General features: G+C 67.7%; 13 protein-coding genes. 12 read left to right on the forward strand and 1 reads right to left on the reverse strand.

The genetic code is table 11. From position 1 onward, the window contains the following. Positions 1 to 343: 343 nt before the first annotated feature. The 5 genes from AB4Y80_RS16045 (at position 344) to metG (ending at position 7,394) form a co-directional block, all read left to right on the forward strand. Positions 344 to 2,224, forward strand: coding sequence for an acetolactate synthase large subunit (locus tag AB4Y80_RS16045; protein WP_442215341.1), 1,881 nt, complete (start codon positions 344 to 346; stop codon positions 2,222 to 2,224). 2 nt (positions 2,225 to 2,226) lie between these two features. Next, the gene (gene ilvN / locus AB4Y80_RS16050; protein ID WP_442215342.1) at positions 2,227 to 2,739 is read left to right on the forward strand and encodes an acetolactate synthase small subunit; all 513 of its coding nucleotides are present in this window, start codon (positions 2,227 to 2,229) and stop codon (positions 2,737 to 2,739) included. A gap of 73 nt (positions 2,740 to 2,812) precedes the next feature. Then, positions 2,813 to 3,838 (forward strand): ketol-acid reductoisomerase, encoded by a 1,026-nt coding sequence (gene ilvC / locus AB4Y80_RS16055; protein WP_442215343.1) that lies wholly within the window; start codon positions 2,813 to 2,815, stop codon positions 3,836 to 3,838. A 191-nt stretch (positions 3,839 to 4,029) separates the two neighbouring features. Next, entirely contained in the window at positions 4,030 to 5,625 is a 1,596-nt protein-coding gene (gene serA, locus AB4Y80_RS16060) for a phosphoglycerate dehydrogenase (RefSeq protein WP_442215344.1), read from the forward strand. A gap of 203 nt (positions 5,626 to 5,828) precedes the next feature. Then, complete coding sequence (gene metG / locus AB4Y80_RS16065; RefSeq protein WP_442215345.1) at positions 5,829 to 7,394, forward strand: methionine--tRNA ligase; 1,566 nt, start codon at positions 5,829 to 5,831, stop codon at positions 7,392 to 7,394. 66 nt (positions 7,395 to 7,460) lie between these two features. Here metG and AB4Y80_RS16070 read toward each other — a convergent pair whose 3' ends face one another. Beyond that, the gene (locus tag AB4Y80_RS16070) at positions 7,461 to 9,002 is read right to left on the reverse strand and encodes an SDR family oxidoreductase (RefSeq protein WP_442215346.1); all 1,542 of its coding nucleotides are present in this window, start codon (positions 9,000 to 9,002) and stop codon (positions 7,461 to 7,463) included. 64 nt (positions 9,003 to 9,066) lie between these two features. On the opposite strand from AB4Y80_RS16070, the gene AB4Y80_RS16075 reads away from it, so the two are divergent. The 7 genes from AB4Y80_RS16075 to AB4Y80_RS16105 all read left to right on the forward strand — a co-directional run bounded on the left by AB4Y80_RS16075 (position 9,067) and on the right by AB4Y80_RS16105 (position 14,869). Then, the gene (locus tag AB4Y80_RS16075) at positions 9,067 to 9,573 is read left to right on the forward strand and encodes a MarR family winged helix-turn-helix transcriptional regulator (protein WP_442215347.1); all 507 of its coding nucleotides are present in this window, start codon (positions 9,067 to 9,069) and stop codon (positions 9,571 to 9,573) included. A gap of 12 nt (positions 9,574 to 9,585) precedes the next feature. Then, positions 9,586 to 10,725, forward strand: coding sequence for a polyprenyl synthetase family protein (locus tag AB4Y80_RS16080; RefSeq protein ID WP_442215348.1), 1,140 nt, complete (start codon positions 9,586 to 9,588; stop codon positions 10,723 to 10,725). A gap of 2 nt (positions 10,726 to 10,727) precedes the next feature. Next, complete coding sequence (locus AB4Y80_RS16085; RefSeq protein ID WP_442215349.1) at positions 10,728 to 11,648, forward strand: phytoene/squalene synthase family protein; 921 nt, start codon at positions 10,728 to 10,730, stop codon at positions 11,646 to 11,648. Positions 11,649 to 11,752: 104 nt separating this feature from the next. After that, positions 11,753 to 13,345, forward strand: a complete 1,593-nt coding sequence (gene crtI, locus AB4Y80_RS16090; protein ID WP_442215368.1) for a phytoene desaturase family protein — start codon at positions 11,753 to 11,755, stop codon at positions 13,343 to 13,345. Beyond that, positions 13,342 to 13,677, forward strand: a complete 336-nt coding sequence (locus tag AB4Y80_RS16095; RefSeq protein ID WP_442215350.1) for a lycopene cyclase domain-containing protein — start codon at positions 13,342 to 13,344, stop codon at positions 13,675 to 13,677. Before crtI ends, AB4Y80_RS16095 begins: the two co-directional genes overlap by 4 nt. Beyond that, positions 13,674 to 14,018, forward strand: coding sequence for a lycopene cyclase domain-containing protein (locus tag AB4Y80_RS16100; RefSeq protein WP_442215351.1), 345 nt, complete (start codon positions 13,674 to 13,676; stop codon positions 14,016 to 14,018). Before AB4Y80_RS16095 ends, AB4Y80_RS16100 begins: the two co-directional genes overlap by 4 nt. Beyond that, complete coding sequence (locus AB4Y80_RS16105) at positions 14,015 to 14,869, forward strand: prenyltransferase (RefSeq protein ID WP_442215352.1); 855 nt, start codon at positions 14,015 to 14,017, stop codon at positions 14,867 to 14,869. The genes AB4Y80_RS16100 and AB4Y80_RS16105 overlap by 4 nt, the downstream gene beginning before the upstream one ends. The last annotated feature ends 11 nt before the right edge of the window (positions 14,870 to 14,880 follow it).

A 14,880-nucleotide genomic window follows, 5' to 3' on the forward strand; every position in this document is an offset into this window, starting at 1 on the left:
GGCCCCACAGGGGTGCCCACAGAATGGACACTTCGTCCAAATAGTGAGATGCTGGGGGTGCTGTTTGACACCCTCAAAGCCAAAGGAAAGACTACAGATATGCAACGGAACCTCGTAGTCGTCATTAGCTAGCGCGTGACGCAATTGGCCACACAAAACGGTCATGACCCTCTGATATTCAAAAGAGAAGTCGCAACACGTGCAAACCCCTCGCCGAGCCAGTTGTGGCTGAGGGGTTTTTTTGTTCCCACCACCAGCGGTAACTCGTAAAAAATGCGTCACTGACCCAGCCAGGCGCACCTGTAGAAACATTGAGAGCATGAGTTCCCCTAAGGAAGAACCGATGAGTAAAGGATCGCCCGCCAGCCCAGCGCTGATGGCAGCCAAGTCCCCGGGCCATGGCGGCCACGCCGGCACCAGCACCAGCGCCGCAAACCCGGCCTCCGCCGTCGTAGGCCCCAACAATGTGGTGGCCCCCGTGAAGATGACCGGCTCCGAAGCCATTGTCCGCTCACTGGAGGAACTTGGCGTCAAGGACATTTTCGGTTTGCCCGGCGGGGCGATTTTGCCCACCTACGATCCCCTCATGGCCTCGGACCTCAACCACGTGCTGGTCCGGCACGAACAAGGCGCCGGCCACGCCGCCCAGGGCTACGCCATGGTGACCGGGCAGGTGGGCGTGTGCATCGTCACCTCCGGGCCCGGCGCCACCAACCTGGTCACGCCCATCATGGACGCCCACATGGATTCCGTGCCGCTGGTGGCCATCACCGGGCAGGTCTCCAGCGGGGTCATCGGCACCGACGCCTTCCAGGAGGCGGACATCGTGGGCATCACGATGCCGGTCACGAAGCATTCCTACCTGGTGACCAACGCCCAGGACATCCCGCGCGTCCTCGCCGAGGCCTTCCACCTGGCCTCCACCGGCCGCCCCGGCCCCGTCCTGGTCGACGTCTCCAAGGACGCCCAGCAGGGCCCGATGACGTTTTCCTGGCCGCCGGTGATCGAACTGCCCGGCTACCGCCCCGTGTTCCGCGGCCACTCCAAGCAGCTGCGCGAGGCCGCCCGGCTGATCCGCGATGCCAAGAAGCCGGTGCTGTACGTTGGCGGCGGCGTGATCAAGGCCGAGGCCTCAGCGGAACTGCTGGAACTGGCGGAACTGACCGGCGCCCCCGTGGTCACCACGCTGATGGCCCGCGGCGCGTTCCCCGATTCCCATACTTTGCACGTCGGCATGCCCGGCATGCACGGCTCCGTCTCGGCCGTGACGGCCCTGCAGCAGTCGGACCTGCTCATCACCCTCGGCGCCCGCTTCGATGACCGGGTCACCGGCGTGCTCAAGAGCTTCGCCCCGCATGCCCTGGTCATCCACGCGGACATCGACCCGGCGGAGATCTCCAAGAACCGCACGGCGGACGTCCCCATCGTCGGGTCCCTGAAGGAGATCATCCCGGACCTCACCGCCGCCGTCCGCGCCGAATTCTCCGCGACCGGCACCCCCGACCTCGCCGACTGGTGGGCGTTCCTGGGCAATCTGCGCGACACCTACCCGCTGGGCTGGACCGAGCCGGAGGACGGGCTCATGTCCCCGCAACACGTGATCTCGCGCATCGGCGCCCTGACCGGGCCCGAGGCCGTCTACGTCGCCGGGGTGGGCCAGCACCAGATGTGGGCCGCCCAGTTCATCAAGTATGAGCGCCCCCGATCCTGGCTGAACTCCGGCGGCGCCGGCACCATGGGCTACTCCGTGCCGGCGGCGATGGGCGCCAAGGTCGGCAACCCGGACCGCGTGGTGTGGGCCATCGACGGCGACGGCTGCTTCCAGATGACCAACCAGGAACTGGCCACCTGCGCCATCAACAAGATTCCCATCAAGGTTGCCATCATCAACAACTCCTCGCTGGGCATGGTGCGCCAGTGGCAGACCCTGTTCTACAACAGCCGGTACTCCAACACCGACCTGAACACCGGCCACGACACCGTGCGCATCCCCGACTTCGTCAAGCTCGCGGACGCGTACGGCTGCGCCGGCCTGCGCTGCGAACGCGCGGAGGACATCGACGCCACCATCGAGGCGGCGCTGGCCATCAACGACCGCCCGGTGGTCATTGACTTCGTGGTCAGCCCCGACTCCATGGTGTGGCCGATGGTTCCCTCCGGAGTCAGCAATGACCAGATCCAAGTGGCCCGCAACATGACCCCGGTGTGGGAAGAGGAGGACTAGAGATGACCCGACATACCCTTTCCGTGCTGGTGGAGGACAAGCCCGGCGTGCTGACCCGCGTGGCCAGCATGTTTGCCCGCCGCGCCTTCAACATCAATTCCCTGGCCGTGGGCCCCACCGAGGTCACCGGCGTGTCCCGGATGACCGTGGTGGTCGACGCCGACGGGGACCTGATTGAACAAGTCACCAAGCAGCTGAATAAACTAGTCAACGTCATCAAGATTGTTGAACTGGTAACAGAGAACTCCGTGCAACGGGACCACATCCTGGTCAAGGTACGTGCGGATGCCGCCACGAGGCTGCAGGTCACCCAAGCCGCAGACCTCTTCCGCGCCTCGGTCGTCGACGTCTCCACCGACTCGTTGACCATTGAGGCCACCGGCCACCCGGACAAGCTCGCGGCGCTGTTGAACGTGCTCGAGCCCTTCGGCGTCCGTGAAATCGTGCAATCGGGCACCTTGGCCATTGGACGGGGATCCCGTTCCATGAGCGACCGGGCACTCCGCGCATCCTAGCGCCCGTGGCCGCCCGCGGCCACACCAGCATCACGAATTAGCAGCACCCACCATTTACCCAAGGAGTTACACAGTGACCGACATGTTCTACGACGACGATGCAGACCTGTCCATCATTCAGGGCCGCAAGGTCGCCGTCATCGGCTACGGCAGCCAGGGCCACGCCCACGCCCTGAGCCTGCGCGATTCCGGCGTCGACGTCCGCGTCGGCCTCAAGGAGGGCTCCAAGTCCCGCGCCAAGGCGGAGGCCCAGGGCCTGCGCGTGCTCAGCGTCGCCGAGGCCACGGCCGAGGCCGACCTGATCATGGTCCTGACCCCGGACCAGGTCCAGCGCTTCGTCTACGCCGAGGAAATCGCCCCCAACCTGAAGGCCGGCGACGCGCTGTTCTTCGGCCACGGCTTCAACATCCGTTACGGCTACATCAAGCCGCCGGCCGACGTCGACGTCGCCCTGGTCGCCCCCAAGGGCCCGGGCCACATCGTGCGCCGCGAGTTCGAGGCCGGCCGCGGCGTGCCGGACCTGATCGCCGTCGAGCAGGACGCCAGCGGCAACGCCCGCGACCTGGCCCTCTCCTACGCCAAGGGCATCGGCGGCACCCGTGCCGGCGTCATCGAGACCACGTTCACCGAGGAGACCGAAACGGACCTGTTCGGTGAGCAGGCCGTGCTGTGCGGCGGCGCCTCCCAGCTGATCCAGTACGGCTTCGAGACCCTCACCGAGGCCGGCTACAAGCCCGAGGTGGCCTACTTCGAGGTCCTGCACGAGCTCAAGCTGATCGTTGACCTGATGGTTGAGGGCGGCATCGCCAAGCAGCGCTGGAGCGTGTCGGACACCGCCGAATACGGCGACTACGTCTCCGGCCCGCGCGTCATCACCCCGGACGTGAAGGAAAACATGAAGGCCGTCCTGGCGGACATCCAAAACGGTGCCTTCGCCAAGCGCTTCATCGACGACCAGGATGCCGGCGGACCCGAGTTCGCGGCGCTGCGCAAGAAGGGCGAGGACCACCCGATCGAGGCCACGGGCCGTGAACTGCGCAAGCTGTTCTCCTGGATCAAGACCAGCGACGACTACACCGAGGGCTCCGTCGCCCGCTGACGTAACGAACGGCGGGGGTCACGGGCCGCGTGCCTGTGACCCCCGTCGCTTGCGTCGCCGTCCCCGGCAATTGTTACGGCAAGGAAGCCGGGCTCCCATAAACTGGAGTCCGGCTTTTTTGTTGGATCACCAATGTTCGAGCCCTTCACCAAAATCCCCCCCATTATCTATCGAGAACTAAGAGGTCACAGGTGAGCGCCACCAAGCCAGTCGTACTCCTCGCGGAGGAACTTTCACCAGCCACGATCGAGGCCCTGGGCCCCGACTTCGAGATCCGCCAGACCGACGGCGCGGACCGCGCCCAATTGCTCGCCGCGATTGCTGACGTCGATGCGATCCTGGTGCGCTCGGCCACCCAGCTGGATGCCGAGGCCATCGCCGCCGCGAAGAACCTGAAGGTCATTGCCCGCGCCGGCGTGGGGCTGGACAACGTGGACATCAAGGCCGCCACACAGGCCGGCGTCATGGTCGTGAACGCCCCGACGTCGAACATCGTCTCCGCTGCGGAGCTGACCATCGGGCACATCCTCTCGCTGGCCCGCCACATCCCGGCCGCCAGCACGGCGCTGAAGAACGGGGAGTGGAAGCGCTCCAAGTACACGGGCACCGAGCTGCTGGAAAAGAAGCTGGGCATCATCGGCCTGGGCCGCATCGGGGCCCTGATCACCGAGCGGGCCAAGGCCTTCGGCATGGAAATCATCGCCTACGACCCCTACGTCACCTCCGCCCGCGCCGCCAGCCTGGGCGTGCAGCTGCTGACCCTGGATGAGCTGCTGGAGCAGTCCGACTTCGTCACCATCCACATGCCGCGCACGCCCGAGACCATGGGCATGATCGGCAAGGAGGCGTTCGCGAAGATGAAGAAGAGCGCCTACGTCATCAACGTCGCCCGCGGCGGCCTGGTGGACGAGGCCGCCCTGAACGTCGCCCTGCGCGACGGCGAGATCGCGGGGGCCGGCATTGACGTGTTCGTCAAGGAGCCCGCCACGGACGTGGACTTCCTGTCCCTGGACAACGTCGTCGTCACCCCGCACCTGGGCGCCTCCACCGACGAGGCGCAGGAAAAGGCCGGCGTCTCCGTGGCCAAGTCCGTCCGCCTGGCCCTGGCCGGGGAATTGGTGCCCGACGCCGTCAACGTCGCCGGTGGCGTCATTGCCGCCGATGTGCGCCCCGGCATCCCGCTGATCGAGAAGCTGGGCCGGATCTTCACCGCCCTGACCCACGCGTCGGTGACCCAGATCGACGTCGAGGTGGCCGGCGAGATCGCCGCCCTGGACGTCAAGGCGCTGGAGCTCTCCGCCCTCAAGGGCGTGTTCAAGGACGTGGTCTCCGAGCAGGTCTCCTACGTCAACGCCCCCATCCTGGCCGAACAGCGCGGCATCATCACCCGCCTGATCACCACGCTCGAATCCGCCGACTACCGCAACGTACTGACCATCCGCGGAGCCCTGTCCGACGATTCGCAGATCTCCGTCTCCGGCACCCTGACCGGCCCCAAGCAGATCCAAAAGATCGTCGCGGTCAACGGCTACGACCTGGAAATCCCGATGAGCGACCACCTGCTGGTCATCTCCTACGCGGACCGCCCCGGCGTCATCGGCGCGCTCGGGCGCCTGCTGGGCGAGAACGGCGTCAACATTGCCGGCATGCAGGTGGCCCGCCACAGCGAGGGCGGCCAGGCCCTGGCCCTGTTGACCGTGGACAGCTCTGTCCCGCAGGGCGTCCTGGATGCCATCAAGGCCGAGATCGGCGCCAGCATGGCCCGCGAGGTCGACCTGGAGGACTAGCCCGCCCCGTCCCCGTCCCGCCTAACCCGCAATAGATGCCGAAAATACGCGAATTTCGTGAGACTCTCGACATCTATTGCGGGTCAGCTGCGCTGGGGCGCGCCGCACGACGCCGGCCGGCACGTCCCGGGGAGGCTCCGGCGTCGCGCCCGGGGCCGGTCACGAAGCGGCATTTCGGCCGGGTTCACGGTAAATTCGTTTAGGTGACATCCATCGACTCGGCCAAGACGCCTTATTACCTCACCACCGCCATCACCTACCCGAACGGCGTGCCGCACATCGGGCACGCCTACGAATATATCGCCACCGACGCCATGGCACGCTTCAAGCGCCTGGACGGGTTTGACGTGATGTTCTTGACCGGCACGGACGAGCACGGGATGAAGATTGCGCAGGCGGCCGAGAAGGAAGGCATCACGGCCAAGGAGCTGGTGGACCGCAACGCCGCCGTGTACAAGGACGCACACGCCGCGCTGGGCATCAGCTACGACCGGTTCATCCGCACCACCGACGCCGACCACTACGCCGCGTCGCAGGCCATCTGGAAGAAGATGGAGGCCGCGGGGGACATTTACCTGGGCAAGTACGAGGGCTGGTACTCCGTCCGCGACGAGGCCTACTACGGCGACGACGAGACCGAACTGCGCGCCGACGGCAAGCGCTACTCCAAGGTCACCGACACGGAGCTGACCTGGACGGAGGAGGAGAGCTACTTCTTCCGCCTCTCCAACTACCAGGACCGGCTGCTGGCCCTGTACGCGGACCAGCCCGAGTTCGGCGCACCCCGCACCCGGTTCAACGAGGTCATCAGCTTCGTCAAGGGCGGCCTGGAGGACCTGTCCATCAGCCGCACCACCTTTGACTGGGGCGTGCCCGTGCCCGGCAACGACAAACACGTGATGTACGTATGGGTTGACGCGCTGACCAACTACCTCACCGGCGTCGGCTTCCCGGACATGGAGTCCGCCGCGTTCCAACGGTATTGGCCGGCGGATGTGCACATCATCGGCAAGGACATCTCCCGCTTCCACGCCGTGTACTGGCCGGCGTTCTTGATGTCGGCGGGGATCGAGCTGCCCAAGCGCGTGATGATCCACGGCTTCCTGCACAATAACGGCGTGAAGATGTCCAAGTCGCTGGGCAATGTGGTGGCCCCGGGCGACTGGGTGGCGCAGTACGGGCTGGACCAGGTGCGCTTCTTCCTGCTGCGCGAGGTGCCGTTCGGCGCCGACGGCTCCTACAACCACGACGCGGTGGTGGGCCGGATGAACGCCGACCTGGCGAACAACCTGGGCAATCTGGCCCAGCGCTCCCTGTCCATGGTGGCGAAGAACTGCGCCGGCATGGTCCCCACGCCGGGTGCGTTCACCGACGCCGACCACGCCATCCTGGCCGCCGCCGGCGCGCTGCTCGAGCATGCCCGCGCGGCGTACCAGGTGCAGGATTTCCACGGCTCGCTGGAGCGGATCTGGCATGTGCTCGGCGACACCAACGCCTACTTTGCCGAGCAGGCGCCGTGGATCCTGCGCAAAACCGACTTTTCCCGCATGGAAACGGTGCTGTACGTGACCCTGGAGGTGCTGCGCATCGTGTCCCTGCTGATCCAGCCGGTCATGCCCGACGGTGCGGCCAAGCTGCTTGACGCCCTGGGCCAGCCGGACGACGGCGCCCGCCAGTTCGCTGCCATCGCCGCGCCGCTGCGCCCCGGTACGGTCCTGCCCGCCCCGGCACCGATCTTCCCCAAGTATGAGGAACCCGCCCAGCTATAGCCCCGCCCCCTGGACTGACCCGCAATAGATGTCGAAAATGTGCCGATTTCGGCCCATTTTCGACATCTATTGCGGGTCAGCTGCCCGGGGTCGGGAGGCTGGCGGAGGGAGGCCGGCGGCTGCCGTGATGCGGTTGGCCATGTTCTTGAATATGATGCCGTGGAAGGGCAGCACGGCCAGCCAGTACAGGCGCCCGGACAGTCCGCGCGGGAAGAAGATGGCGCGCTGGCGGAAAACGCTCCCGCCTTCGGTGCCGGGGGCCGACGCCACGGGCGTGACCTCAAACTCCAGCCAGGCACGTCCCGGGACGATCATTTCCGCCCGCAGCCGCAGCAGCCGGCCCCGTTCCAGTGCTTCCACCCGCCACCAGTCCACGGCGTCGTTGAGTTGGAGGTGCTGGTGGCTGCGCCGTCCCCGGGACAGTCCCACCCCTCCGGCTGCCTTGTCCAGCCAGCCACGCGCGGCCCAGGCAAAGGGCAGCGAGTAGTAGCCGTTCGCCCCTCCGATGCCTTCCACCACGCTCCACACGCGCTCGGCCGGGGCCGTGGTGGTCTTGGTGCGTTCGTCGGTGAAGACCGTCAACCCGGCCCACTCCGGATCACTGGGCAGCGGCTCCGCCGGGGCGCTCAGGGCATGGGCGGTGGCCCACGTCGTTTCCACGGTGTCGGCCGCAATCTTGTGCAGGGCCAATTGCACGGCGCGCCCGTACGGCGTCAACCCTCCCGCCGGATCCGGGATGTAGGCGGCAATGTCCTTTTCCGCCGCGACGCAGTCATGCTGCAGCGATTCCACCAGTGGCACCGCCAGGCTGCGGGGGACCGGCGTCACCAGGCTGACCCATTGCGCGGCCAGCCACGGCGTGAGGACCGGCAGCGGGATGACGAGGGGGCGGCGGAATCCGGCCTCGTGGGCGTAGCCGCCCATCATGTCCGCATAGGTGAGGACCTCGGGGCCGCCTATGTCAAAGGTCCGGTTGATGTCCGCCGGCAACCGCGCCGCCCCCACCAAATAGTGCAGCGCGTCCCGGATGGCAATGGGCTGGATCTTGTTCATGACCCACTTGGGGGCGGGCATGAGGGGCAGGACATCGGTCAGGTGCCTGACCATTTCAAAGCTGGCGGAGCCGGAGCCAATGACGAGGCCGGCCTGCAGCACCGCCGTCGGCGTCCCCGAGGCCAGCAGGATTTCGCCGACTTCCGTGCGCGAGGCCAGGTGCCGGCTGAGCTTTCCCGGCGGGTGGAGGCCGGAAAGATAGACCAGGCGGCGCACCCCGGCCTCGCGGGAGGCCTTGGCGAGGTTGAGGGCGCACGCCCGCTCCAACTTTTCAAACGTGGCGGCGGACTTTCCCCCGGACATGGAATGCACCAGGAAGTACACCACGTCCGCGCCCTCGCACAGCGCCCGGGCCGTCTCCGGGTCCTCCATCGATCCCTCGAGGATCTCCACCTGCGCCCGCCACGGCACGTCCCGCAGCTTCTCGCGCCGGCGGCTGAGCACCCGCACATCTTCGCCGTTTTCCAGGAGCAGCGGCACGAGGCGACCGCCCAGGTACCCGGTGGCTCCCGCTACGGCAATCGTGCCCACGGCCGTCAACTTTCTGCTGGACAAAATAACTTCCTTCCACCATTATGTAGTTAGATTTTCGTATTATCAATGGATGGAGCCCCTTAAAATGCATGACGGCAGCAGCTGGCGTCCCCCGGCACCGATGCACAGGGCCTCCGTGCTCATTCGCCAAATCCTGGTCCTGAACGAGGTCATCGAGTTCATCATGAGACGCCAGATGGAACTGAATGAGACCGACTTTCAGGCCATGCAGCACCTCCTGAAGTACCGGTCGATGTCGCCGGGGGAACTGGCGCAGTCGCTCCACCTGACGGCGGCGGCCACCACCACCGTCATTGACCGGCTGGTKGGCAAGGGACACGCCTGCCGCACGCCGCACCCCACCGACCGGCGCCGCTGGCTGGTCACTCCCAGCGAGGAGTCGATCCGCAAGACCATGGAAAAGATCATGCCCATGATCATGGAGGTCGACGGCAAGGTGCGCAGTTATGACGACGACGGCCAGCGGGTGATCGTCGACTTCCTGGACAGCGTTGTCGCTGCCATGAACCACCGGGTGGCCGTGCTGGAAGACGGTGCCGCGCCCACCTCAACTGAGCCCAGCGATGCCTAGGGATGAAGGGCCATGACAATGAACCATGAAAGCAAGGCCGCCCGCCCCGGCGAGACCCTTCTTGCGCAGAGGGGCGGCCCGCCAGGCCCCGCCCCGGACGCCGGACGGCCCCTGGACTGGACCGTGTTCCAGGGCCGCGTCAAGGATCTTCTGGGGCAATACTTTGCCGCGGAAGGCCGCCGGGCCGCCGGCTATTCCCCGGCCTTTAGCGTGCTGTGGGAGCACATGGGCGGCACCATCGCCGGGGGAAAATGGATGCGCCCCAAACTGGTCTACCTGACGTACGATGCCTTCGCCGGGCGGGACTGGAAGGCCTGCGGCGAGCTGGCCGCGGCCTTTGAAATGCTCCACGCCGCCTTGCTGGTTCACGACGACGTCATTGACAGGGACTTTGTCCGCCGCGGCAACGACACCCTGGGCGCCGTCTACCGCGACGTGGCCCTGGGCGAGGGCCACGCCGCCGCCGACGCCGACCATGCCGGCTACTCCGCGGCGATCATTGCCGGGGACCTCCTGCTGACCGGCGCCCTGCGCCTGGCCACGGCCGCAGCCGCCGGCCATCCCCACAGCGGGACCATCCTCGCCACCATCCATGAGGCGATCTTTGCCGCGGCCGCCGGCGAGCTCGAGGACCTGCTGTTCTCCCTGCGCCGCGTCTCGCCCGGGCTGGAGGAGGTCCTGAACATGGAACGCCTGAAGACTGCCGTGTACTCCTTCGAAATGCCCCTGCGAGCCGGAGCCCTGCTGGCGGGGGAGCCGGCCGCCACGGCCGACGGGCTTGCCGCCGTCGGGCGCGACATCGGGGTGGCCTATCAACTCATCGATGACGTGCTGGGCACTTTTGGGCAGTCGGCCATGACCGGCAAGTCCGTCGAATCGGACCTGCGGGAAGGCAAACGCACCATCTTGACCACGTTCGCCGACGGCTCGGACCCGTTCGGCCGGGCCCTGGCGGCATTTCGCCGCGGGGACACGGACGTCGCGGCGGTCCGGGCGGTCCTGCAGGAGCTCGGTGCGCAAGGCTACGCGGTGGCCCTCGCCGAGGAGCTCGTGGGACGGGCCCTGGACCGGGCCGCACAGCTGGCCCTGCCCGAATCCCTGACCTTGGAACTGACCCAAATCTGCGACTACGTGCTGACCAGGAGGAGCTAGGCATGGAAATCAATCCGCTCAACCACTACTCCGAAACCGCCGCACGGAGCGCCGGCGTCGTCATTGGGAGCTATTCGACGTCGTTCGGGCTCGCCTGCGCCCTGCTCGGCTCCCGGGCACGCCGGGACATCTGCAACATTTACGCACTGGTCCGGGTGGCCGATGAAGCGGTTGACGGGGCCGCCCGGGCCGCCGGCCTTGGCCCGGCGGCCGTCTGCGCGCAGCTTGACCGGCTGGAACGGGAAACCGAGCAGGCACTGGCCAGCGGGTACAGCACCAACATGGTGGTGCATGCCTTCGCCGCGACGGCGCGCCGGTGCACCATCGACGTCGCATTGACCCGGCCGTTCTTTGCCTCCATGCGCTCGGACCTGGACGGGGGCACCCATTCACCGGACACCCTGGCGGAGTACATCTATGGTTCGGCCGAGGTGGTGGGGCTCATGTGCCTGAAGGTCTTTCAAACCATGGACGGGGCCGCCTCCGGCCACCAGGAGGCGCTGGCCCGCTCGGCCCGCAGCCTCGGCGCCGCCTTCCAAAAGGTGAACTTCCTGCGCGACCTGGGGGCGGACAGCACGGAGCTGGGGCGCAGCTACCTGCCCGGGCTGGATCCGGCCGGCATCACGGAGGGACACAAACGTCAGCTGCTGGCCGAGATCCGCGCCGACCTGGCGGTGGCCAGGGCCGGCATGGCCTACCTTGCCCCACGGCCCAGGCGGGCGGTGCGGCTGGCCCATGACCTCTTCCTGGCCCTGGTGGCGAGGCTGGAACGCCTGCCGGCCGCGGAGCTGCCCACCCGGCGGATCCGGGTCCCCGGCTATCAAAAGGCCTATCTCGCCCTGGCCGTGTGTGCCGGTAACCGGCGCACCCGCGCGCCGGTTGGCGCCAGCGACCCGAACGGCACCCTGGCGGTGTCCCGGTGAACCGCAGGCTGCGAAGGCTCCGGCCGGCCCTTTGGCACGCGGGGTTCGCCGCCGCGAAGGCCAAGTCCCGCCCGCCGGCGCGGACCGCCGGCCCGTGCGTTGTCATTGGCGGGGGCATCTCCGGGCTGGCCACCGCCGGCCTGCTGGCCCGGGACGGCCACGCCGTGACGGTATTGGAAAAACAAGCCGTTTTGGGCGGCCGGGCCGGACGCTGGGAACGCGACGGCTTCACCTTTGACACCGGCCCCTCCTGGTACCTCATGCCGGAGGTCATCGACCATTGGTTCAAGATGATGGGCACCAGTGCCGCCGCCGAGCTTGAGCTGACCCGCCTGGACCCCGCCTACAGGCTGTGGGGCGCCGGGCCGGGCGAACCCACCGACGTTCGCACGGGGCGGGCGGCCGCCATGGCCCTGTTTGAGGCCCAGGAGAGCGGCTCGGGGGAGGCGCTGGCCCGCTATCTCGATTCCGCCGAGCAGGCCTACACCCTGGCCAAGAAGCACTTTCTCTATGACCCGTTCGCTACGTTGCGCGGCCTGGCCGCCCCGGCGGTGCTGCGCCATGCCGCGCGGCTGGCCCCTTTGCTGGCCATGTCCCTGCACCGCTTTGTCGCCTCCCGGTTTGCGCATCCGCTCCAACAACAAATCCTGGGCTACCCTGCGGTGTTCTTGGGCACCAGTCCTTACCGGGCGCCCTCCCTCTACCACCTGATGAGCCATCTGGACCTGCAGGACGGCGTCCTCTACCCGCAAGGAGGCTTCGCCGCCGTCGTCGATGCCATGGAACGGGTGGCCCGCCGCGCCGGCGTCCGCATCATTACCGACGCCGTTGCAACGCAAATCGTCACCGGCCCCGCCGGACGCCGTGCCCGGTGCGAGGCCGTCGCCTGGCGCGACGGCGGCGGTACCGCACAGCGCACCTCCGCCCGGCTGGTGGTGGGCGCGGCCGATCTGCACCATGTGGAGACCGCGCTGCTGCCACAGGAACTCCGCACCCAAACGGCAAAGAAGTGGCGGACCGCGGACCCGGGCATCAGCGCCGTCCTGGTCTGCCTGGGCGTCCGGGGCGAACTGCCGGCACTGGCCCACCACAACCTGCTGTTCACCGACGACTGGCAGGACAACTTTGCCCGGATCGCCGACGGCCGCGAGCTCGCCGAGCCCACCTCCATCTACGTCTGCCGCCCCAGCGCCACGGACGCCGCGGCGGCACCGGCCGGCTGTGAGAACCTGTTCCTGCTGATCCCCGCCCCGGCCCTGCCGCAGTGGGGCAGGGGCGGGTACGACGGCGGCGGCTCACCCATGGTGGAAAAGGTCGCCGGCGCCGCCATCGCCCAGCTCGCGGCCTGGGCCGACATCCCCGACCTGCCCGAGCGCATCACGGTCCGGCGCAGCTACGGGCCGGCCGACTTCCTGGACAACGTCAACGCCTGGCGGGGCAGCGCCCTGGGACTGGCGCACACCCTGGCGCAAAGCGCCTTCCTGCGCCCGGGCAACGCCAACGCCAAGGTGGCCGGGCTGTACTATGCCGGCAGCTCCGTGCGCCCGGGCATCGGCGTCCCGCTGTGCATGATCAGTGCCGAGAACGTCCTCAAGGCGGTCCGGAGGGACCGCACCGCCGGGCCCCTGCCCGAGCCCCATGTGCCCGAGCCCCATGTCCCCGCGCCAAGCGCTGCGACGGCGGTCGGCGCCGGATGAGCTACCTGTTGATCCTGCTGGTGCTGCTGGCATGCATGGCCCTGCTGGATGCCCGGTGGAAACTGTTCCTTTTCGCCAGGCCCCTGCCCGCCGCGGCCGTGGTGCTGCTCGGCACGGGGTTCTTCCTGGCCTGGGACGTGTCCGCGATTGCCGCCGGCATCTTCGTCCACCGGCAGTCCCCGCTCATGACGGGCATCATGATAGGACCCCAGCTGCCGCTGGAGGAGGCGTTCTTCCTGCTGTTCCTGTGCTACCAGACCATGATCCTGTTCACCGGGGCGCAGCGGGTCCTGGGCCGGGACCGGCCCTCGGGACAAGGGGGCCGGGCATGAACTACGGCCAACTCAACACGATCTTTCTGGCCGCGGCGCTACTGGTCTTTGCCGGGGCCCTGGTGCGGCGCGGGGCCAGGTTGCGGCGCGGCGCCGCGCCCAAGGTGGCGGCCAGGCCCAAGATGGCGGCCGCCGTCGTCGGCACCCTCGTGGTCCTGGTGGCCCTGACGGCCATCTTCGACAACGTCATGATCGGCTCGGGCCTGTTCGACTACGCCGGGCACACCCTGGCCGGGGTCCGGGTGGGGCTGGCGCCGCTGGAAGATTTTGCCTACCCGCTCGCGGCGTCGCTGCTGCTGCCCGGGCTGTGGCTGCTGCTCTCCGGTGAAAGGCCCGCATGAAGAATCTGCTGGTGACCTCCCGGCCCGTGTCCTGGGTCAACACGGCCTACCCGTTTGCGGCCGCCTATTTTCTGTCCATCGGGGGGATCGACTGGGTCGGGGCGGTGGGGACGCTGTTCTTCCTGATCCCGTACAACCTGGCGATGTATGGGATCAATGACGTCTTTGACTACGAATCCGATCTGCGCAATGCCCGCAAGGGCGGCGTGGAAGGGGCGGTGCTCGAGCGCAGGCACCACCGCTTCATCCTCCGGGCCTCCGTCATCGCCACCGTCCCCTTCCTGGCGGTGCTCGCGTTCCGCGGTGATGCCGCGGCGAATGCCGTGCTGGCGGTCTCGATCGTTGCCGTGGTGGCCTACAGCGCGCCGGGGCTGCGATTTAAGGAACGGCCGTTCCTGGATTCGGCCACGTCCAGCACGCACTTCGTCGCGCCGGCCCTCTACGGCCTGGCCCTGGCCCGGGCGGAGTTCACCGGCGGCCTCTGGGCATTCCTGGCGGCCTTCTTCCTGTGGGGTGTGGCCAGCCACGCCTTTGGCGCCGTCCAGGACATCGGGCCGGATCGCGACGGCGGGCTGGCGTCGATCGGCACGGTGCTGGGGGCTCGGTCCACCGTATGGCTTGCCCTCGGCGCCTACGCCGGCGCCGGGGTCCTGATGCTCTGGACCGCGGCGCCCTTCGCGGCGCTGCTGGCCGTGCCGTACCTGGCCAACATTGCCCCGTACCTGCGGGTCACCGACGCCACCTCGGCCGCGGCCAACGTTGCCTGGAAACGCTTCCTCTGGCTGAACTACCTGACGGGATTCCTCGTGACTCTCACCTTGATTTGGCTTGCCACCGGTGGTGAACGTTGACGTCGTCCCGC

It is taken from the genome of Specibacter sp. RAF43, from assembly GCF_052114065.1.
Taxonomy (GTDB): domain Bacteria; phylum Actinomycetota; class Actinomycetes; order Actinomycetales; family Micrococcaceae; genus Specibacter.